Consider the following 19,696-nt stretch of genomic DNA (forward strand, 5'->3'; position numbering starts at 1 on the left):
GCAAGGATTGTTATGACAGCACAAACGCCACAATTTGTTCACTGCATGCTGATCCCGCTCAACCGGCATTATCTGCTGTTACCCAACAGCAGCATCAGCGAGGTGATTCCGGTTACCGGTGTCAGTCAGGAACAGACTGACAGCGTCAATTGGCTTGGCTTTATTCACTGGCAGCAGGAGAAACTGCCGCTGGTTCGCCTGGAGCAGTTACTCGGCGATCAACCGGAGAGTGAAACCTCCAGCGGTAAAATGTGCATCGTCAACGGTATTAATCCTGAGGCAGGCCTCAACCGCTATGCCATTCCCTGCAGTGGTTCGCCGCAGTTGATTACTTTGAACCAGGCTGCCCTGCACCTGACTCATGACGACAATAACTCGCCTTATCTGCATTGTCAGATCAAAATCAGTAACAAAATTGCGCTGATTCCGAACCTGGATCATCTGGAAACCACGATACAATCACAAATTGCCTGAATACAGTGGTTGAACGCGGTTAAAACAACGCTCATTGGTGCAGATTTTTGTACTCCAGATAGTTTAAGATAGCCGCATGAACTGGATTAAAACACTGCCGTTTTGTCTGTTACTGCTATTATGCTTGCCAGCCAGCCAGCTGGCGGCTGAGCCGCAACTGGAAAAACAGCGGCAAACCTTTCAACTGGCGCGCAAGGCGCTGGAAACCAACCAGATAAACCTCTACCAGCAATTCTACGCACGGCTTGATGGCTATCCCCTGCAGGGTTATTTGCAATACTTGTATCTGCGCCATCGCCTGAATCATGTTTCAGCCAGTACCATCAGCGAATTTTTGCAACAGCAGGATAATACTTTCTATGCCGAAAGGCTCCGGGCTGCCTGGCTCAAAAGACTGGCCAAACAGCAACGCTGGGAGGATTATTTACAGTTTTACCGTGAACCGCAGTCGGCCGAGCGAGACTGCTATCGCCTGCAGGCTTTGCTGGCAACCGGTCAACAAAGCAAAGCCTTCGAACTGACACCCGCCATGTGGCTGGTGCCACATTCGCAGGACAAAGCCTGTGATCCGGTATTCAAACGCTGGCAGCAGGCCGGGCTTTTGACCGAAGATTTGCGTCAGCAACGCATGATGCTGGCATTACGCGACAAGCAGTTTTCCATTGCCAGCTACCTGGCCCGCTCAGGCCCCCGTGCCACACAGGATCTGGCCTGGGTAGAGCGCTGGCAGAGCATTCACAGCAACCCGGCCTCCCTGCTGCGCCAGTTGCCCGCCCAGTCCCCCGCCGACAGTGGGCGGGTGACATTAGCCCGCGATGAAGCGCTGTCGCGTGAAATTCTGGTGCATGGCTTTAAACGACTGGCCCGACGTTCACCCAAAGACGCTTACAGTTACTGGCTAAAGCTGCGAGATCATTACCAGTTCAGTGAACAGGACCGCATCGAAGTACGCCGTGCTATCGGCACCTGGGCCGCACTGAACCGTGATGAGATGGCGCTGATCTATTTTGGCAATATTCCCGGTGGCGAATGGCAGGCCAGAGCGGCTATCTGGCAACAGGACTGGCGCGCCGCTCAGAAAGCCATCAAGCAGATGAATATTGATGAGCAGGGATCGACCCGCTGGCAATACTGGCTGGGCCGCAGTCAGGCGGGGCTGGGGCAACAGACTGCGGCCGAGCAGACCTTTGCCGGCATCCTGGGCCAGCGTGATTTTTATTCATTCCTGGCTTCCGACGCCCTGGGCCGCCCCTACGCCATGAATCATCGGCCAATAAGCACCAGTGATGCGCAGCTTGAACCGTTTAGACAACAACTGCCGGTGCAGCGCCTGCGGGAATTCTACCTGCAGGATATGATGCTGGAGGCACGACGCGAGGCCTATTACCAGTCGCAGTATCGCAGCGATGCTGAGCTGCAAATGCTGGCTGAACTCACCCACCAATGGGGCTGGCATCACCAGACCATTGCCCTGCTGGGCAAGGCACAGTATTGGGATGCGCTGGATCTGCGTTTCCCGGTGATTTTTGACACTGATATGCGCAAAGCCGGACAGACCCATGGCCTCAATCCGTCCTGGCTGATGGCTATCGCCCGCCAGGAGAGTGCCTTCAATCCCACCGCCCGCTCCCACGCCGGTGCGATGGGTCTGATGCAGTTAATGCCGGCCACCGGCCGGCAGATATCGAAGCTGATCAATCGGCCGCTCAAGCAGCTTGATGAACTTTACCACCCCGAGCGCAACATTGAGTTGGGCAGTGCTTATCTGAAACGTATGCTGGATGAAAACCAGCATAACCCGGTGCTGGCCACCGCGGCCTATAATGCTGGCCCACATCGGGTTCGCAAATGGCTGCCGTCCGAGCCGCTGGATGCAGCAATCTGGGCGGAAAATATCCCCTACAATGAAACCCGCCATTACGTGCAGACGGTGATGAGCTATGCCGCGATTTTCGACAGTCAACGCAACCAGCCGGTTAAACCATTGTCAGAACGTATGCCTGCAGTAGAACCCAAAAAACCGTAAACTGTTGTTATGCAAACGTATTTAGTTGGCGGCTGTGTCCGCGACAAATTACTGGGCCTGCCGGTCAAGGATCGCGACTGGGTCGTGGTCGGGGCCGGCCCCGATGAGATGCTGGAGCTCGGCTTTCGGCGGGTAGGTAAAGATTTCCCGGTGTTTCTGCATCCGCAGACGCAGGAGGAATTTGCCCTCGCCCGCACCGAGCGCAAAGCCGGTCGCGGTTACCATGGCTTTACCTTTTATGCTGAAGCCGATGTCACGCTGGAGCAAGATCTGGCGCGCCGCGATCTGACGATTAATGCGATTGCCGAGGATCCTGACGGTCTTATCATCGACCCGTATAACGGTCAGCAGGATCTGAAAGACGGCGTATTGCGTCATGTCTCCCCGGCTTTTGTTGAAGATCCGGTGCGGGTGTTAAGAATCGCCCGCTTCGCCGCCCGTTTCGGCTTTAGCATCGCTGATGAGACGAAGGCCTTGATCAGCAAAATGATTGCCGACGGTGAACTGGCGTATCTGGTGCCCGAACGAGTCTGGCAGGAACTCTACAAGGCGCTGCAAAGTGACAAGCCCTCGCCGTTCTTCACCAGCCTGCGCGAAGTTGGCGCCCTGGAAACGCTGTTCCCGGAAGTGGATCGCCTGTTTGGCGTGCCGCAAATCGCCAAATGGCACCCAGAAGTCGATACCGGGGTGCATGTGATGATGGTAATCGACCAGTCGGCCAGGCTGACTGATGATGTGTCGGTGCGTTTTGCCGCCTTATGTCACGATCTGGGCAAGGGCGTGACCCCTGCTGATATTCTGCCCAGCCATAAGGGCCACGAAGCCACGAGTATTAAGCTGACCCGCGACCTGTGCCAGCGTTTACGCGCCCCCAAAGAAACCACGGCTTTGGCCGTGCGGGTGGCTGAATTTCATACCGATGTGCATCTGCTGTTTGAACTGGATGCCGAGCGGGTGCTGACCGTGCTGGAAGGCGTCGATAGCTTTCGCCGGCCGCAACGCTTTGAACAATACATGCTGGCTGGTGAAGCCGATTTTCGTGGTCGTCCCGGTTATGAAGACGCGCCAATGCCCGAGGGCGAAGCGTTCAGAGCCTGTTATCAAGCCGCTGCCGCAGTCACCGCCAGCGAGTTTGTCGAAGCCGGTCTGACCGGTATGGCAATCGGCGATGCAATCCGTCACAAACGCCTCGAGGTCATAGCACAAACGCTCGACAGCTACCGCCCCGCGGCTTGAACCCTGACTGCCATCATGCTGGCATTCAGCCCTTGTAAGATCACAAGCCTGTCCCCATATCACGTATAATTCGCCTATTTTTCATTTTCAATTTAGGACTTATCATGAGCAGTGAACTCTCAGCCAACTGGACCAGCGTTAACGCTGCGTGCCAGCCGCTGGTCGATGCATTGGTAGCCGATGCACAGGCCCTCAACCTGGAAATCAGTACCCTGGAAAACGGTACCCGTATCGTTGATGCCGGAATCAATTGCACAGGCGGGCTGGAAGCCGGTCGCCGTATCGGTGAAATCTGCATGGGCGGCCTGGGTACTGTCACTCTCGGTACTAACAGCGGTTTTAATAACTGGCCCTGGTCGGTGAATGTCCACGCCAAAAGCCCCGTCCTGAGTTGCCTGGGCAGTCAGTACGCCGGCTGGAGCCTGTCGCATAAAAACGAAGATGGCCAGTTCTTTGCACTGGGCAGTGGCCCCGGTCGTGCGCTGGCAGGCCGCGAGGAGCTATTCAAGGAATTCGGCTATCAGGACAAGGCTGACTCGACCGTGATTGTGCTGGAAGTCGACAGCCTGCCACCGGTCGAAGTCGCCGAGAAAGTCGCCGATAACTGCGGTATCAAGCCCGAAGATCTGACCTTTATCCTGACCCCCACTTCCAGCCTTGCCGGTGTGATGCAAATCGCCATCCGTGTGTTGGAAGTCGCCATGCACAAAGCCCATGAACTGCACTTCCCACTGGAAAAAATCGTCGATGGTTACGGCGTGACGCCGGTCGCACCACCGGGCGGTGACTTTATGACTGCAATGGGTCGCACCAACGATGCCATCCTGTTTGGCGGCCAGGTTCACCTGTTTGTCGATGCCAGCGATGAAGAAGCCAAAGAGCTGGCCGAGAAAATGCCCAGCAACACTTCCTCTGACTACGGTCGTCCGTTTGCTGAAGTGTTCAAATCCTATGACTATGACTTTTTTAAAGTCGACGGCATGCTGTTCAGCCCGGGCAAGGTCATTGTGACCAATGCAAACACGGGTAAAAGCTTTACTGCCGGCGAACTGAACCAGGATCTGCTGAATCAGTCTTTCGGCCTGTAGGCACGCATGAATCCACGCATCGTCATTTTTAACGACACCCACGGCTGGCACAGCGAACAATTATGCGAAGCGCTGAGCAGGTTGGGTATCGAGGCGGTGCTGACTGATCTGGCCGAATGTCGTATTGATCTGGATTCGCCCACCGGCCTGTCGATACCAGGTTTTGATGATGAGCTGCCAGCCGCGGCAATGGTCCGGGGCATTGCCCCAGGTTTTCTGGAGCAAATCACGCTGCGCATGGATGTGTTGCATACGCTGGCCGAACTTGGGGTGCCGGTGTTTAACCCAGCCAGCGCTATAGAACATACCGTAGATAAAGCCCGCACCTCTCTCAGGCTGCATCTCGCCGGCTTGACCACGCCCAGAACCTGGGCCTGTGAAAACAGCGCGATGGCCACGAAAATTGTTGAATCGGAACTGACTGCCGGCCGGCCATTGGTGATGAAACCGCTATTTGGCTGCCAGGGCAAGGGCGTGGTGTTAATTGAGAGCCTGCCGCAATTCCACCAGCAACAGCCTATGGGTGAGGCGTTTTATCTGCAGCAGTACATTGCCCCGGAAACTGCAGGCGCCTGGCAGGACTGGCGTCTTCTGGTTATTGATGGTGAAGTCTGCGCCGCCATGTCACGCCGCTCCAGCCACTGGATCACCAATTATGCCCAAGGCGCCAGTTGTTTTGCTACGCCGGTCTCAGATGAAATGCGTTCATTGGCGCTTGCCGCCACTGAAGCCGTCAATGCCGACTATGCCGGTGTCGACTTAATCCGCGACGCCGATGGCCGCTTCACCGTACTTGAAGTCAACAGTGTGCCAGCATGGAAAGGGCTGTATCAGGCGACCGGCGCCGATATTGCCGGCAGCCTGGCAATCGCCATTGATCAACGTATCAGGACAGCGCTCACTTCACATGCTGTCTAAAGACGAAATAAGACAAGCGGTTTTCTGGGCCTCTGAGCAGGAAGTCATGGCACCCAAGCCAGGCAATGTGAATTGTTTCAGTGATGGCCACAATATGGCGGTGCAAGACTTTATCCGCAGCGCTAGGGCAATTGCGCCAGTCATGGCCCAGCCCGGTCTCAGCGTCGGTCAACGTATTCTCCGAGCTGTTGAGGCGACTCGTGAGGTTGTTGACTGTAATACCAACCTGGGCATTGTGCTGTTGTTTGCGCCGCTGTGTTCAGCCGTAGAACGCTGCGAACGGTTTGATCAGTTGCCCGATGCGTTGTCAGCAGTCTTAGCACAACTGACCGTGGATGATGCGCGACTGTGCTATCAAGCTATCCGTCTGGCCGAGGCCGGCGGCCTGGGTAGCAGCTCAGAGCAGGACATCAGTGAAGAGCCCAGCGTGACTTTGCTGAACGCCATGGAGCTGGCCCGCGATCGTGATCAAATAGCCCTGCAATATGTAAGTAATTTCAACACATTATGGCAAGTTAGCCTGCCTGCATTGACAAATTCGCTCAATTCTGGGGAAAGTGTTGAATGGGCTACGGCTTTCGCGTATCTTAAACTCCTATCAGACGCTCCTGACAGCTTGATTTGTCGCAAGCAAAATCGGGAGACCGCAACCGCAGTGACCAATAAGGCAAAACAGCTTGTTTTTCAAATGAATAAAAACAGTAAGTTAAATACTTATTCAGCTCAACTCACTGCCTGGGATATCGAATTAAAACAGAAATCCATCAATCCGGGAACGACCGCCGATCTTGTCGCAGCAACGTTGTTGCTTTGGGCATTTGAGGATGGATTTTCTGCTGACAGAATTTCAGTACCATGATGCATTCAGCGGACGGCACTGAGCAGGTGATACGTTCCTTTATTACGTATAAACCCTTCCTTGTCCGCAAGGAGGGAAAAAAATGAGCCTTTTTGACAATTTTTTTGGAACAGGAAAATATAACATGCCAGTTATCGATCGCGTACTTGTAGGTGAATCTCTAGTCATCGAAGACGGTGACCTTGACAACGTCGCTCACATTGACCTGATCATGGGCCCACGTGGCTCGGCTGCAGAAGATGCCTTCTGCCGCACTTTGACAGACCAGAAACAAGGGGTTAACGGTCTGTTGGCTGTTGTTGCGCCTAACCTGATGGTTAAGCCAGCGACTGTGATGTTCAACAAAGTGACCATCAAAAACATGAAGCAAGCCGTACAAATGTTCGGCCCGGCACAGCGTGGTGTTTCCCTGGCTGTCGCTGAGTGTGTTGAAGATGGCACTATCCCGGCTGGTGAAGCGGATGACTGCTTCGTTTGTGTGGGTGTTTTCATCTCTCCAACTGCTGACAGCGATGAGAAAATCCAGGACTGGAACTATCGCGCCACTAAAGAAGCTATCAAACGCGCGGTTGCCCGTGAACCGAAAGCGGCTGACGTGGTAGCGCAATACAAATCTTCTGAACACCCATTCGGTGCCAAGTAAGATTTAAAGTTTAAGATGCACCGCCCTTCTCAGGAAGGGCGGTGTTCTTGCTCCAGCCAATAGGCCACGGACTGCCTGTCCAGTTGACCAGTGTGTAAAGCACTGGCAACCAATGCCCCTGTGACCTTATTTTTTTCCAGCGTTAGCAAATCCCGCTGATCGCGAACCCCCCCCGCCATATACCATTGAATGTCATCACGGCAGGCCTGCAACTGCTTTAACCAGTCCACCGCCGGCCCCTGATTAGCACCCACATGATCCAGACTCATCACAATGACTCTTTCCGGCCATAACTTCGACTTTTCTAGTAAACCGGGAGGCCCCAGCACGCGGCCATGATGCCGATCCAGCGACAGCACCAGTTTTTGCTGATTGTCCTTGTGGCTAAGCAACTCAACCTGTTTCAGACTTTCACTGCCAATCACCAGGCGCAGGTTATGTATTGTCTGGTAGGCCTCTGAATCTTGTTGCTGTGCTATCCCGCTATCCAGCCAGAACTCCACCTGTGGGAAACGCGCTGTTAAGTCCCGGTAAAATTCAGGCTGTTGATGACCCTGCGTTATGGCATCCAGATCGGCAATATAAAATCGTGGAAACGGTAACCAGGCCAACAGATCAGCAATGACCTCTGCGGGCTCGGTGGCGGATGTCAGTTGTGACTCAAGCAAAGGGTAAGCCTGTCTGTCTCCCCCCCTGGCGTGAACCACCCTGCCACCCTGAATATCAAGGACCGGTATAATCTGCAACATAATGTAATCTGAGCTATGACGATTTTTATCTACGAACATCTTACCAGCGGCGCGCTGGCCGACACCGTCTTTTCCGAAGGATTGCTGCGTGAAGGTGATTTGATGCTGCAGGCCATATGCCGGGATCTGCTGGTACTGGGGCATACACTTTGTGTCATGCGTGATGCCCGTTTGCCAGCCATTGAAGCCCAGCCCGAGCTCAGACAGATCCGCATCACGACTGAGTCTGATTATGCTGCGGCCTGGCTGCAATGCCAGCGCGATTATCAGCAGTTTATTGTGATTGCGCCGGAAACCGGCAAAGTGCTTGAGCAACTGGTCCGGCAACTGGAGCAGAACAATAAGACTCACCTGGGCGCCACTGCCGATGCCATTGCCCAATGCAGCGATAAACAGCACTGTGCTCAACTGCTGCAAAGGGCGGGCTTGCCAACCCCTGAAAGCTGGCTGGCCCCTGATTGGGCTTCACAGGCTGCAGGTGAAGATAAAAAGTGGGTGTGCAAGCCCATTGATGGCGCTGGCTGTGAAGACACCTTTCTAATGGACACACAAACGCTGAGCGGTTTTATAACCCGGCAGACTGAGGCGCATCGACAACAGCTGATGGTTCAACCTTACATTGAAGGTATCGCGCTGAGCATCAACCTGTTCATCGATGATGAAATTGAATTATTGTCCGTCAACCGCCAGCATCTCTCACAAAGCGGCTCGCAACTGCATCTGGATTATTGTCAGCCGGGTTGTGACGATCTGCTTGAGAAACAGCAGGCATTAAAACTGGCCCGGCAGATTCATGCTACGATTCCCGGCTTATGGGGGTTTATCGGTGTTGATCTGGTTTTGTCTGATAAGGCACTGTGGATTATCGACATCAACCCCCGGTTAACGCTTTCCTATGCCGAGCCGGCCATCAGACTCAACACTAATCCGGCCCTGGCTCTGCATCGAAAATTACGCTTATGACACAACAACAGACTGGATATTGCGGCTGGGATATCGGCGGTGCCCACCTTAAAGTCGCCCGCTGCGATCATAACGGCCAATTGCAAACCGTGCGCCAATACCCCTGTGCTTTGTGGCGGGGTATCGACGAACTGGCGACGGTGCTACAAAAGGTTATTGACGAGCTCGACTGTCAGGCCGATATCCATGCTATTACCATGACCGGTGAACTGGTTGATGCCTTCAGCAACCGCCGCCAGGGTGTGGCAGCCATCATCGACTGTGTGGCTCAGACGCTGCCCGCCTCTTTATCTCATGTCTTTGCCGGTGACCGGGGCTGGCTATCTTTCGAGCAGGCCAAAAACCAATGGCAGTCAGTGGCTTCGATGAACTGGCAGGCCAGCGCCATGCTGGCGGCAAACCAACTGGACACGGGTCTGTTTGTCGATATCGGCAGCACCACCTGCGATATCGTGCCTTTCCAGCAACAGCACATTCAGCCCCGCGGTTACAGCGATCATGAAAGACAACGTGATGGCGGACTGGTCTACACCGGCGCCATCCGCACACCGCTGATGGCCATCAGCAATAAGGCACCGCTGCATGGTTATTTTGTGCCCCTGGCCGCCGAGTGGTTTGCCAGCAGCGCTGATATCTGGTGCCTGCTGGATGAGCTGGGCGAAGCACAGATCCAGGATAGCAGTGCTGACGGCCAGCCCTGGCAAAAGCCATACTGCCGCCAGCGGCTGGCACGGATGCTGGGTACTGATGCCGAGGCCGCCAGCGATGATGAATGGCAGCAGGTCGCCCGCTGGTTTGCTGACAAACAACTGCAAACTATCCTGGAAGGTTGTTTCCAGGTCATCAGTGCTTCAGGACTGCCTGCTACTGCACCGCTGGTCGGTGCTGGTGTCGGCCGCTTTATGGCGAAAGCCTGCGCTCGACGCCTGAACCGGCCTTATCTCGATTTCAGTGAGCTATGTCAGCATACCGATGCCGCCGCCGATCATGCGCCGGCCACTGCATTGGCCCTTCTGGCAAAACAACAGTTGTCGTAAAATAGCCGGATGAGTCAGTCACGCCCACCGCTCTGCCATGAACTGCCCTATCCCGGTGACAGTGCCCGTTATTTTAATCAACTGCGGCAACATCACTGGCCCGTCATGCTGGACAGTGCCAACACCGATCCGGTCAGTGGTCGTTATGACATTCTGGCGGCCGATCCCTTTATCACCCTGGAAACCCGCGGCGAGACCACGACCATCTCAGAACATGGTGAGCAGCGCTTTTCCGGTGATGATCCTTTTGCCCTACTCGATGGGCTGCTGAAACCGCGTCAGCAAACCTATACCGACCTGCCATTTGCCGGCGGCGCTATTGGTTACTTCGGCTATGATCTGGGCCGTCGCATTGAAAAGCTGCCGACAAGTGCGGCCGATGCTGAACATATTCCTGATATGGCGGTGGGCATTTATGACTGGGCAGTGATCACCGACCACCAGCAACAACGCTGCTGGCTGGCCAGTTTTGGCCTGAACCCCGACACCCAGGCGCAGTGGTCAACATTGATTGCCCTGTTCAGCGAAGCCAAGAACGAGAATGAAACCGATCCCTTCCATGTTGAGGGCAGTTTGCAATGCAATCTCAGCAAGGCTGAGTACATCAAGGCATTTCAGCGTATTCAACATTATATTACCGAAGGCGACTGCTATCAGGTCAACCTTGCCAAGCGCTTTGAAATCCAAGCCCAGGGTGATCCCTGGTTTGCCTATCAGCGTCTGCGGCAACAGAATGCCGCGCCGTTTTCAGCCTATTTCAGCTCCGGCGAAGTCACGGTAATGAGTTCCTCACCGGAGCGGCTGTTACAAATGCATCAGGGCCAGGTGGAAACCAAGCCGATAAAAGGCACCCGCCCCCGGGATCTGAACAATGCCGACAATGACCGGGCTTTGGCGGAAGCTTTGCAACAGAGCATTAAGGATCGGGCAGAAAACCTGATGATCGTAGATTTGCTGCGTAATGACCTGGGTAAAGTCTGCCGGCCCGGAACCATCAGCGTTCCCCGCCCTTTCGCACTGGAAAGCTTTGCCACCGTGCATCACCTGGTCAGCACTATTACCGGCCAGTTAGCCCGGGCGCAATCGGCAGTGTCCTTACTGCGGGCCTGCTTTCCCGGTGGCTCGATTACCGGTGCGCCCAAATTACGGGCGATGGAAATTATCGAAGAGCTGGAACCCAACCGCCGTGGTGTCTATTGCGGCAGCATCGGTTATATCGGTTTTGATGGCAATATGGATACCAATATCACCATCCGCACCCTGGTGTTCAGCGACCACAGGCTGCGCTTCTGGGCCGGGGGTGGTATCGTAGCAGACTCTCAGGAAGAGGCTGAATATCAGGAGGTACACGATAAAGCCGCAGCGATGCTGCGCTTGATCGAGGAATTACAGCAAACATGAGAGTGATAAAACTGGGCGGTAGCCTTTTTCATACACCGGAACTCAGACAGTGGCTGGAACTGCTGGATAGCGCCAGTCAGCAGGACACCGTGGTCATCGTCCCCGGCGGCGGACCGTTCGCCGATGAAGTACGTCACGCACAGCGCCTGCACCGCTTCAGTGACAGCAGTGCCCATCATATGGCATTACTGGCGATGGCCCAGTTCGGCCTGTTGATTGCTGATCTGGCACCTGAAAGTCAGATTTTCTATTACCCTCAACAGGATCCGCAGCAACTACCGCCGGGCTTACACGTCTGGCTGCCCGATCGCAGCCTGTTGGAGTCAAGTGAGATTTCCCATAGCTGGGATGTGAGCTCCGACAGCTTGGCACTCTGGCTTAGCCAGGAATTGGAAGCCGATGAACTGGTCATGATCAAACGCAGCACCGTGGTTTCCAGCCGTATTCAGGCATTGATTCAACATGGTGTTATCGACAAAGGCTTCACCTCGCTCTACCAGAGAAAGCCGGTGCTGACCAAGTTATTCCATTTTCAGCAACAGGCGCTGTTCCCTGATAACGGCCTGGTTTTACGATGAACCAGCCGCTGCCGGTAAGCGAAGCTAATCGCTTGCTGCAACAACTGTTTGCTGGCAGTGCAGCGGATTTAAACCTGTTGCCTGCCAACTCACAGGCTCTACTGGAAGAAGCCGAACAGCAGCGCAGCGCCGACCAGGCTGCCCATATGACACCCCGCCGGCTCGCCCCCTACAGCCTGTTGGGAATGCAACTGGCCGGCCTGCACCAGGGTAACTTGCTGTCAGCAGCGCTCTACCCTGAGCTAAAGCAAGCAGAAAGCGACACCCTGGACTGGCTGAAAAGCTTGTTCTACCTGCCTTATGCCCAGTTCAGTCATGGCGGCAGCTATAACAACCTGCAGGCTCTTTGGCAGGCCCGTGATCAGGACGGCCATAACCGCAGTACCGTCTATGCCAGTCAGGCCTGCCATTATTCGATTGCCAAAGCCTGCCGTATTCTGGGTCTGGAACTGCAACTGATTGAGACCGATGACCGGGAACAAATGCTTGTCGACGAGCTGGCTAAAGCTTGTGCAGACAAACCACCGCTGGCAGTGGTGCTGACTGCCGGCACACCGGTGTCAGGCGGTTGGGATCCGCTTGATGAAGCATTGGAGCTTGCCGGACAAACCGGTAGCTGGGTCCATATTGATGCGGCGTGGGGCGGCGCTTTATGGACGCTGGAAACGGCTTCACTGCGGTCTGTGAGTGGACAGGCTGACAGCCTGGGCTTTGATCCGCACAAGGCGCTGTTTCAGCCCCGTCCCTGCAGTGTCTATTTCAGCCGTCATGAATTGTCAGCTACACAAGAAACCGCTTATCTGAGAGATGCACCGAAAGACCGGCTGGCCGGCTCTCATGGCGCAGAACTGTTTCTGCCTTTATGGCTGAATCTGCAAATGCTGGGACAGCAGTGGTTTACTGAACAAACCCGCCAGCGCCTGGCCCAGGCTGATCTTTTTGCCCGGCAGCTATCACAGCTCACAGACGGTTTGGTGTTGAATAACGGCAACGGCATCATCTGCTTCTCCGCCCCGGTGGGCGCTTTACAGAATTTGGTGGCTGACGGCGTGCTGTCTTGCGCGCGCCTGAATGGTCAAAACGTGTACCGGGTGGTCTTTACCAGTTATAGCACCCGGGCCGATGCGCTTATTGCGCGGCTACGCCCTTTTCTTTGATTTGCTTTTGCACACTGTCAAAGCGACGTAACCAGGTAGGCAAAGTGTTCATTGGTGCCGGCCATTGATTACTGGCATCAAGGGCTGCCTGCTTGCCTGAATAAACCCCATAGATCAGCACATGCCAGGGCTTTTGATTACGCAGGCTGGTAAATCTGGCGACCTGTCCGGTCAAAGCATTTTTTTCAATAAAGGCATCGACTTCTGAGGCCTCCCAGGCGCCCATCAGTTGGAAGGTATAATCGGTCGACTGCTGCTGCATTACCCAGTCGCGGCCATGAACGGGACTGTTATTTTTTTCAGCATCGGCTTTGGCTACTGGGGCTTCAGACTCTGCCGAATTGGTGGAAGCAGCCTGTGACGTTTCGCTGTCGCTGCTTGGCACAGTCTGTGGCTGTGAGCTTGGCGATGGCTCAGCCTGTTCATCTGCCGGGGTCTCAGCGAGTCGCGGAGTCTCGGTCTCGGTCTCGGTCTCGGTCTCGGTCTCGGTCTCGGTCGCCAAATCCTGTTCGTCCTGGGGAATTTGTGCCAGCAGATCGGCTAATTCCTGTCTGGCGGCTTCGGGGGGATGCTGTTCATTTTCCCCCACGACGACCGTGGCCACTTCATCATCCTCTGCCAGCTCGGGCAGGCTGATGGTCTCCTGTTGTTCAGGTTTGACTATCCACTGGTTAATCTGTTGCTGATAAATCAACGCGATAATAATAATCAAACCAACAATAATCACGCCTGACCAGCGCCCGGTTTTTCTGAGGATCTGCATCCAGGGGTATTGATAGGTTGGGCTTGGCTTGCTGCCCAGTAAATGCTGATGGGCCAGTTGATTGAGGCGGCCGGGATTACCGCCAGAGAGACGATAAAAACGACGCAGCACTTTGGCTGTAAAAGGCAACTCGCCCTGGTAACCGACCGCCTCCAGGCGCTGCTGTAAATACGGCGCGACTTCAGCCATCTCCAGTAGTGGCATATCCAGTTTCTGGAAGTTGACAGTCTCAATCTCGGGGTTGGTTTCAGCGCTCAACACTGCCTGCCACAGCGGCTGCTCATCCTGCCATTGCAGCCACTCAGACAGTTGTTGTCGGGCGGTGGCTGACAATTGCTCAGCATCATCCACCACCAAAACCGGCACGATATTGACTTTCCGTAGCTGCAATAGCCGCTCACGGATCGCAGCTTCACAGGCGGCCGCATCATCCGGGTCAATAATATCTGCTTCCAGCGTCTCGGTGATGGCTCTGTCCAAGGCCAGGTTGGGGGTCTGAGAAGAGACAAAACAATAGCGGATATCACTGGCCGCCTGTCGCTGCATTTCCTCCAGCAGGGTCGTTTTGCCGCTGCCCTTGGCAGACTGTAATAATACCGGTGTTTGGGTAGCGCGCAGCAGATGCTGTAACAGTAAGCGGCGCTGCTTGATATGGCTGCCATCATAAAACGCCGCGCTCTGATTAACCCGGGCGAAGGGCAAGTCATTCAGTGCCAACCGGTTAAGGTAGGCTGGCTCGGCGGATGTGGCCGCTAACTCGCTCATCGCTGATTCACGCTCCTAAGCCTGAAAAAAATCCAGCGTTTGCTGCAGCTTGGCTTTATCATAATCATCACTGATCACGGCTTTGCCAATGCCCCTGAGCAGGATCAGTCTGATCACGCCATCCTGAACTTTTTTATCTACCGCCATCAAATCCATAAACTGCTGCGGACTCATCCCCTTCGGCCCGGTCACTGGCAGGCCGGCTTGTTCAAACAGGGTTTTGATTCTGCTGACATCTGACTCAGACATCCAGCCCATTCGGGCTGACAGATCGGCCGCCATTAACATGCCGGTGGCGATGGCCTCACCATGCAGCCAGTTGCCATAGCCCATGCCGGTCTCAATCGCGTGACCGAAGGTGTGGCCCAGATTGAGCAAAGCCCTGACGCCCTGCTCGGTTTCGTCTTTGGCGACCACATCGGCCTTATCCTGGCAGGAGCGCTCTATGGCATAAGCCAGTGCAGCCGGATCGCGGGACGTGAGCTTATCAATGTTCTCCTCCAGCCAGTCGAAAAAGGCCGGATCACTGATGAGTCCGTATTTGATAACTTCAGCGATCCCTGAAGCCAGTTGACGATCTTCCAGAGTATTGAGCGTGTTGGTATCAGCAATAACGCACTGTGGCTGATAAAACGCCCCAATCATGTTTTTACCCAAAGCGTGGTTAACCGCGGTCTTACCGCCCACTGAGGAGTCAACCTGTGACAACAGCGTGGTAGGCACCTGGATAAAAGGCACGCCACGCTGGTAGCAGGCAGCGGCAAAGCCCGCCATATCGCCAATCACACCGCCGCCTAAAGCGAGCAGCGTGACCTTGCGCGAAAACCGCGAGGCCAGCAATTTATCAAACACCTGGTTCAGTACTTCCAGCGTTTTGAACTGCTCACCATCGGGCAGCACGACGGCCTCGGTCTGATAGCCATCAAGGCTGGCCACAAGCCGATCCAGATAAAGCGGCGCAATGGTTTCATTGGTGACCACCAACACTTCTTTGCCTTTGATATGCTGCTGCAACAGGGATTGCTGCGACAGTAAGTCCTTACCGATATAAATCGGGTAGCTGCGGTCAGCCAGTGCGACGTTTAAGGTTTTCATGACGTCTTATTATCTTTTCCTGTCTTTTTGAGCTTTCTGATCACTTCATTCACCGTGTGTTGAATAGACTGATCACTGGTTTTTAATACGATATCAGCCACTTGTCGATATAGTGGATCCCGGCTTTGCAGTAAGTCATTAATTTTCTGACGGCGATCCCCATTTTGCAGCAGAGGCCGTTTCTTATCCCTGGCAGTGCGCCGGTACAGCTGCTCAGCCGTGGCCGACAAATAAATCACATGGCCGCGGGCTTTGAGCCAGTTACGGTTTTGTTCCGATAGCACCACCCCGCCGCCAGTGGCCAGAACGATATTCTCCATCGCCGATAGTTCTTCTATCGCCCGTGCCTCGCGCTCCCTGAAACCGGCTTCGCCTTCCATTTCAAATATCCAGGAAATCGACACGCCGGTGCGCTGTTCAATGACCTTATCACTGTCATAGAACTTTTTATGTAATGCCTTGGCCAATTGCCGGCCGATGGTCGATTTACCCGCCCCCATCGGCCCAACAAGGAATATATTACCTGATATCAAAAGCCTGCCCTTGAATTCCTGATCACAAAAAAGCCGGATCAGTCTGATCCGGCTCTTTGATTAATAAAGCGCTGCAGGGAATTTTAATACTGTAGGCCTTCTTTCACAATTTTTGGTGTGACAAAGACCAGTAGTTCACGTTTACGATCTTCCTTGAATTCATTTTTGAACAGGAAACCGACGTATGGCAAATCACCAAAGAACGGTACTCGTTCTACGTTATCGTTGATGCTTTGCTCGTAAATCCCGCCCAGCACCACAGTCTCGCCATTATCCACCAGTACCTGGGTAGCCACGCTGCGGGTATCGATACTGGGCACGCCCAGGAACACTTCACCCACCTCGTCCTTGCTGACTTCCAGATCCATCACAATGCGATCATCCGGGGTAATCTGCGGTGTGACATCGAGTTTCAGTACTGCCTCTTTGAACGACACATTTGTGGCACCAGAGGAAGTCGCTTCCTGATAAGGGATCTCTGTACCCTGTTCAATGGTGGCCTGTTTCTGATTGGCGGTGATGACCCGTGGAGAAGAAATCACTTCGCCGCGGCCTTCCGCCTGCATCGCTGACAGTTCCAGTTCCAGAATCATGCCCAACGGCAGTTTAGCCAGCGCCAGACCGATTGAGCCGGACGGATTGGAGACCGGTAGATCAACGTTCAAATCATTGGGGAAGCTGACACCCGCACCACCGGCCCCAGTCTCAGGCGTTTCCACCAGATTAGGATTGGTATTACCATTTCGTGCATCCAGACCGTCGAGTGAGCCTGAGACACCGGCTCCAAGCGTACGACTTCGGGCATTAGCACCGAAGCGCACGCCCAGTTCTTTATTAAAGTCATTATTGGCAATGACGATTCTGGATTCGATCAACACCTGTCTGACCGGTTTATCCAGTTGGTCGATGACCTGACGCATTTCCTCGAGGCTGTCAGAGGTATCACGGATCAGCAGTGAGTTAGTGCGCTGATCGATGGTGATATTGCCTCTGGGCGACAGGAAGCCTCTCTGATTGCTACTGCCACCACCTGCACCGCCCGAACCGCGTGAACTCAGCAATGTTGCCAGCTCAGTGGCTTTGGCAAACTTGATTTCAACAATTTCGGTATAGAGTGGTTCGAGTTCCACCAGTTGCTTCTGCGCTTCCAGTTCCTGCTTCTCACGCGCTGCGATTTCAGCCGCTGGGGCCACCATCATCACGTTGCCGCTCTGACGCATGCCCAAGCCTTTAGACTTGAGGATAATATCCAGCGCCTGGTCCCAGGGCACATTTTTCAAACGCAGAGTAAGGTTACCTTTGACGGTATCACTGGTGACCAGATTCATGCCGGTAAAGTCGGCCAGCAGCTGCAGCACTGCGCGTACTTCAATATTCTGGAAGTTGAGAGAGAGCTTCTCACCGGTATAGCCGAACTGTTCGCTGCGACCGGCCTGAGGTTCATCAGGTAAAGGCTTCACTTCCACCACCAGGGTATTTTCCGACTGATAAGCCAAATGCTCGTATTGGCCCTCCGTGGTCAATGTCAGCGTGGTGGCATTGGCACTGGACTCGGTGTCAATAAAATGTACCGGGGTCGCAAAATCCATCACATCCAGCCGCCGGTTCAGCTTTTCAGGCAATGTGACATTGGCAAGATCGACCACGATGTTGCCGCGCTCCTGACGCACATCCAACGCCGCATCTTCATTGTTCAGCTTGACGATGACGCGGGCTTCACCATTTTCGCCACGGCGAAAATCGACATCAGTAATGGCCGTTTCAGCGCTGCCGGCCGAAGCTCTGCTCGCTGTTCTCTGTCTGCCACTGTCGATAGTAATCAGCATCTGGTTGCCATCCTGAGTGATGGTGTAGGGCACTTTCTGTAACAGATTAATCACCATCCGGGTTCTGTCGCCGGCTTCAACAGCAGAAATGCTGCGGGTCATACCGACGTTAACCTGTCTGGTGCGTTCAGTTAAGCGGTTCTGCACACCCGCGAAATCAATCACAATCCGCGCCGGATCATCGGTCGCAAAGCTGTGCGGCTTGCTTACCGGCTCCGAGAATATCAACTGAATCCGGGCTTTATCGCCGGGCATGGCGCTGTAATCCAATGCCGTCAAATCAGCAGCCTGGACAGTGAAACCGAAAAATAGCAGGCCTGAAGCCAGGATGAGCTTTTTCATCATTGCCATTACCCCCACCTGTGCGCTGAGCGCTAAAGTCTGCTGATTCATGTTCATTCCATTTTGATTTGTCATGGTATTCATTGCTGTTTCACCTCTACCGCAGATACAGAGGTATCTCTTTCGATAAACCCGCCATTGCCCTTGGGAACGATTTCTCTGAGTTCCAGATTGTCATCGCTAATCGCCGTGATCTTGCCGTGGTTTCGGCCCATAAAGTTGCCATTCTGCACCCGATGAATGACACCATCCGGGGCTCTGACCAGCGCCCAGACCTGCTCCTGCTCCAGCGTGCCGACAAATTGCAGTTCTGCCAGCTCAAAAGCTTCCAGCGCCTCTTTGCGGCGGTTGGAGTCAGGCTGAATACCGTTGTCCACTATCGGCTCCGGCTCCGGCTCGGCCATATCCACGACGGTCGGGACAAAAGGATCGCGGAGATCGGCGGCAGCATATTCAAAATTCTCGTAGGGTTTCATCACCGGAATAGGGGGAATATCCGATTTCTGCTGTGATTTGATTTGCGCGACGTAGGCGTTGAGATCGCTTTTATTCTCCTGGCAACCCGCCAGTACCGCCAGCGCCATGACAATGATAGAAAGTTTAAATCGTTGACTCATGACTGATTCCTTATCCATCCCCAACTTATTGTTTTAGTTGTCATCATCGTCAAAATACCGGTAGGTTTTGGCCGTCATGTTCATGGTCATTTTGCCGGTCTTTTCACTGATTGAACCGAGGGTGATGTTGTGCATGGTGACGATCCGTGGCAGCGCCGCCAGACCACTGACAAACTCGCCGAACTGATGATAATTGCCGGTCACTGTCATCTGAATCGGCAGTTCAGCATAAAAGTCCACCGGCCGCTCACCCTGTGGCTGGAACAATTCAAACTCGAGACCATTGATCAGTCCGGTGCGGGTAACATCCACCAGCAATTCAGGCACTTCGCTTTTTTTCGGCAACTGTTCCAGCATTGATGAGAACATCACCCGCATTTCCGCCAGTTGCTCTTTATAGGCTTCCAGGTTGACTGCTTTGGCCTGTTTGGTTTCAAACTCCTGCTTGAGCTCGACTTCTTTCTGCTGCAACGTTTCGAGTTCAGCCTGTTTATCCTTGATCAGGAAGTAATAGCCGCCCCCCCAAATCACGGCGCAGATAAGCAGCACCGCGATGACCTTGAAAGCTACCGGCCATTCGCCGCTTTCATTAAAATCCAGTTCGCTAATTGAAGACAATTCCATCT

The 19,696-nt window shown here is 54.1% G+C and carries 19 protein-coding genes; 12 read left to right on the forward strand and 7 right to left on the reverse strand.

The annotated features are described in order from the left end of the window. The first annotated feature begins 12 nt into the window (after positions 1-12). From Q0X64_RS03470 to fae, 7 genes are all read left to right on the forward strand, one after another. Positions 13-474: a chemotaxis protein CheW gene (locus Q0X64_RS03470; RefSeq protein WP_297809097.1), complete on the forward strand. Its 462-nt coding sequence runs from the start codon at positions 13-15 to the stop codon at positions 472-474. 76 nt (positions 475-550) lie between these two features. Beyond that, the gene (locus Q0X64_RS03475; RefSeq protein ID WP_297809099.1) at positions 551-2,500 is read left to right on the forward strand and encodes a transglycosylase SLT domain-containing protein; all 1,950 of its coding nucleotides are present in this window, start codon (positions 551-553) and stop codon (positions 2,498-2,500) included. A gap of 9 nt (positions 2,501-2,509) precedes the next feature. Further along, positions 2,510-3,736 (forward strand): multifunctional CCA addition/repair protein, encoded by a 1,227-nt coding sequence (locus Q0X64_RS03480; protein WP_297809101.1) that lies wholly within the window; start codon positions 2,510-2,512, stop codon positions 3,734-3,736. A gap of 104 nt (positions 3,737-3,840) precedes the next feature. Further along, entirely contained in the window at positions 3,841-4,824 is a 984-nt protein-coding gene (gene mch / locus Q0X64_RS03485) for a methenyltetrahydromethanopterin cyclohydrolase (RefSeq protein WP_297809103.1), read from the forward strand. Positions 4,825-4,830: 6 nt separating this feature from the next. Further along, positions 4,831-5,742 carry a RimK family alpha-L-glutamate ligase gene (locus tag Q0X64_RS03490; RefSeq protein WP_297809105.1) on the forward strand — a complete coding sequence of 304 codons (912 nt, stop codon included), beginning with the start codon at positions 4,831-4,833 and terminating at the stop codon, positions 5,740-5,742. Continuing rightward, positions 5,732-6,601, forward strand: coding sequence for a triphosphoribosyl-dephospho-CoA synthase (locus Q0X64_RS03495; RefSeq protein WP_297809106.1), 870 nt, complete (start codon positions 5,732-5,734; stop codon positions 6,599-6,601). Before Q0X64_RS03490 ends, Q0X64_RS03495 begins: the two co-directional genes overlap by 11 nt. Positions 6,602-6,725: 124 nt before the next feature. Beyond that, positions 6,726-7,244 carry a formaldehyde-activating enzyme gene (gene fae, locus Q0X64_RS03500; protein WP_366517482.1) on the forward strand — a complete coding sequence of 173 codons (519 nt, stop codon included), beginning with the start codon at positions 6,726-6,728 and terminating at the stop codon, positions 7,242-7,244. Between the two features lie 29 nt (positions 7,245-7,273). Here fae and Q0X64_RS03505 read toward each other — a convergent pair whose 3' ends face one another. Further along, positions 7,274-7,993: a HisA/HisF-related TIM barrel protein gene (locus Q0X64_RS03505; protein WP_297809110.1), complete on the reverse strand. Its 720-nt coding sequence runs from the start codon at positions 7,991-7,993 to the stop codon at positions 7,274-7,276. 15 nt (positions 7,994-8,008) lie between these two features. Between Q0X64_RS03505 and Q0X64_RS03510 the strand changes: the two genes are divergently transcribed. From Q0X64_RS03510 to Q0X64_RS03530, 5 genes are read left to right on the forward strand one after another with little or no spacing between them, the layout of a single operon-like run. Next, positions 8,009-8,956, forward strand: coding sequence for an ATP-grasp domain-containing protein (locus tag Q0X64_RS03510; RefSeq protein WP_297809111.1), 948 nt, complete (start codon positions 8,009-8,011; stop codon positions 8,954-8,956). Continuing rightward, the gene (locus tag Q0X64_RS03515) at positions 8,953-9,993 is read left to right on the forward strand and encodes a hydantoinase/oxoprolinase family protein (protein WP_297809112.1); all 1,041 of its coding nucleotides are present in this window, start codon (positions 8,953-8,955) and stop codon (positions 9,991-9,993) included. The genes Q0X64_RS03510 and Q0X64_RS03515 overlap by 4 nt, the downstream gene beginning before the upstream one ends. A gap of 9 nt (positions 9,994-10,002) precedes the next feature. Beyond that, on the forward strand, positions 10,003-11,394 hold the full coding sequence (gene pabB, locus Q0X64_RS03520; protein ID WP_297809114.1) for an aminodeoxychorismate synthase component I: 1,392 nt from the start codon (positions 10,003-10,005) through the stop codon (positions 11,392-11,394). After that, complete coding sequence (locus Q0X64_RS03525; RefSeq protein ID WP_297809116.1) at positions 11,391-11,972, forward strand: delta 1-pyrroline-5-carboxylate synthetase; 582 nt, start codon at positions 11,391-11,393, stop codon at positions 11,970-11,972. Before pabB ends, Q0X64_RS03525 begins: the two co-directional genes overlap by 4 nt. Further along, entirely contained in the window at positions 11,969-13,129 is a 1,161-nt protein-coding gene (locus tag Q0X64_RS03530) for an aminotransferase class V-fold PLP-dependent enzyme (protein WP_297809118.1), read from the forward strand. Before Q0X64_RS03525 ends, Q0X64_RS03530 begins: the two co-directional genes overlap by 4 nt. Here the strand turns inward: Q0X64_RS03530 and Q0X64_RS03535 are convergent. From Q0X64_RS03535 to pilO, 6 genes are all read right to left on the reverse strand, one after another. Then, entirely contained in the window at positions 13,101-14,657 is a 1,557-nt protein-coding gene (locus Q0X64_RS03535) for an AAA family ATPase (RefSeq protein WP_297809120.1), read from the reverse strand. The genes Q0X64_RS03530 and Q0X64_RS03535 overlap by 29 nt on opposite strands. Before the next feature lie 15 nt (positions 14,658-14,672). Beyond that, positions 14,673-15,752 carry a 3-dehydroquinate synthase gene (aroB, locus tag Q0X64_RS03540; protein ID WP_297809122.1) on the reverse strand — a complete coding sequence of 360 codons (1,080 nt, stop codon included), beginning with the start codon at positions 15,750-15,752 and terminating at the stop codon, positions 14,673-14,675. After that, positions 15,749-16,285 (reverse strand): shikimate kinase AroK, encoded by a 537-nt coding sequence (aroK, locus tag Q0X64_RS03545; RefSeq protein WP_297809123.1) that lies wholly within the window; start codon positions 16,283-16,285, stop codon positions 15,749-15,751. Before aroK ends, aroB begins: the two co-directional genes overlap by 4 nt. An 83-nt stretch (positions 16,286-16,368) precedes the next feature. Continuing rightward, entirely contained in the window at positions 16,369-18,504 is a 2,136-nt protein-coding gene (locus tag Q0X64_RS03550; RefSeq protein ID WP_366517473.1) for a type IV pilus secretin PilQ, read from the reverse strand. A gap of 29 nt (positions 18,505-18,533) precedes the next feature. Further along, the gene (locus Q0X64_RS03555) at positions 18,534-19,070 is read right to left on the reverse strand and encodes a pilus assembly protein PilP (RefSeq protein ID WP_297809125.1); all 537 of its coding nucleotides are present in this window, start codon (positions 19,068-19,070) and stop codon (positions 18,534-18,536) included. A 33-nt stretch (positions 19,071-19,103) separates the two neighbouring features. Continuing rightward, the gene (gene pilO, locus Q0X64_RS03560) at positions 19,104-19,694 is read right to left on the reverse strand and encodes a type 4a pilus biogenesis protein PilO (RefSeq protein ID WP_297809127.1); all 591 of its coding nucleotides are present in this window, start codon (positions 19,692-19,694) and stop codon (positions 19,104-19,106) included. Positions 19,695-19,696 lie beyond the last annotated feature (2 nt).

Source organism: uncultured Methylophaga sp. (assembly GCF_947259025.1).
Taxonomy (GTDB): Bacteria; Pseudomonadota; Gammaproteobacteria; order Nitrosococcales; family Methylophagaceae; genus Methylophaga.

What these genes read in the sequence shown, in the direction of transcription:
- Q0X64_RS03525 (WP_297809116.1), top strand. Translation starts at nt 11,391, where the DNA reads ATGAGAGTGATAAAACTGGGCGGTAGCCTTTTTCATACACCGGAACTC.
- Q0X64_RS03475 (WP_297809099.1), top strand. Translation starts at nt 551, where the DNA reads ATGAACTGGATTAAAACACTGCCGTTTTGTCTGTTACTGCTATTATGC.
- pabB (WP_297809114.1), top strand. Translation starts at nt 10,003, where the DNA reads ATGAGTCAGTCACGCCCACCGCTCTGCCATGAACTGCCCTATCCCGGT.
- Q0X64_RS03550 (WP_366517473.1), bottom strand. Translation starts at nt 18,504, where the DNA reads ATGAATCAGCAGACTTTAGCGCTCAGCGCACAGGTGGGGGTAATGGCA.
- Q0X64_RS03470 (WP_297809097.1), top strand. Translation starts at nt 13, where the DNA reads ATGACAGCACAAACGCCACAATTTGTTCACTGCATGCTGATCCCGCTC.
- Q0X64_RS03530 (WP_297809118.1), top strand. Translation starts at nt 11,969, where the DNA reads ATGAACCAGCCGCTGCCGGTAAGCGAAGCTAATCGCTTGCTGCAACAA.
- Q0X64_RS03505 (WP_297809110.1), bottom strand. Translation starts at nt 7,993, where the DNA reads ATGTTGCAGATTATACCGGTCCTTGATATTCAGGGTGGCAGGGTGGTT.
- mch (WP_297809103.1), top strand. Translation starts at nt 3,841, where the DNA reads ATGAGCAGTGAACTCTCAGCCAACTGGACCAGCGTTAACGCTGCGTGC.
- Q0X64_RS03510 (WP_297809111.1), top strand. Translation starts at nt 8,009, where the DNA reads ATGACGATTTTTATCTACGAACATCTTACCAGCGGCGCGCTGGCCGAC.
- aroB (WP_297809122.1), bottom strand. Translation starts at nt 15,752, where the DNA reads ATGAAAACCTTAAACGTCGCACTGGCTGACCGCAGCTACCCGATTTAT.
- pilO (WP_297809127.1), bottom strand. Translation starts at nt 19,694, where the DNA reads ATGGAATTGTCTTCAATTAGCGAACTGGATTTTAATGAAAGCGGCGAA.
- Q0X64_RS03480 (WP_297809101.1), top strand. Translation starts at nt 2,510, where the DNA reads ATGCAAACGTATTTAGTTGGCGGCTGTGTCCGCGACAAATTACTGGGC.
- Q0X64_RS03490 (WP_297809105.1), top strand. Translation starts at nt 4,831, where the DNA reads ATGAATCCACGCATCGTCATTTTTAACGACACCCACGGCTGGCACAGC.
- fae (WP_366517482.1), top strand. Translation starts at nt 6,726, where the DNA reads ATGCCAGTTATCGATCGCGTACTTGTAGGTGAATCTCTAGTCATCGAA.
- Q0X64_RS03555 (WP_297809125.1), bottom strand. Translation starts at nt 19,070, where the DNA reads ATGAGTCAACGATTTAAACTTTCTATCATTGTCATGGCGCTGGCGGTA.
- Q0X64_RS03495 (WP_297809106.1), top strand. Translation starts at nt 5,732, where the DNA reads ATGCTGTCTAAAGACGAAATAAGACAAGCGGTTTTCTGGGCCTCTGAG.
- Q0X64_RS03535 (WP_297809120.1), bottom strand. Translation starts at nt 14,657, where the DNA reads ATGAGCGAGTTAGCGGCCACATCCGCCGAGCCAGCCTACCTTAACCGG.
- Q0X64_RS03515 (WP_297809112.1), top strand. Translation starts at nt 8,953, where the DNA reads ATGACACAACAACAGACTGGATATTGCGGCTGGGATATCGGCGGTGCC.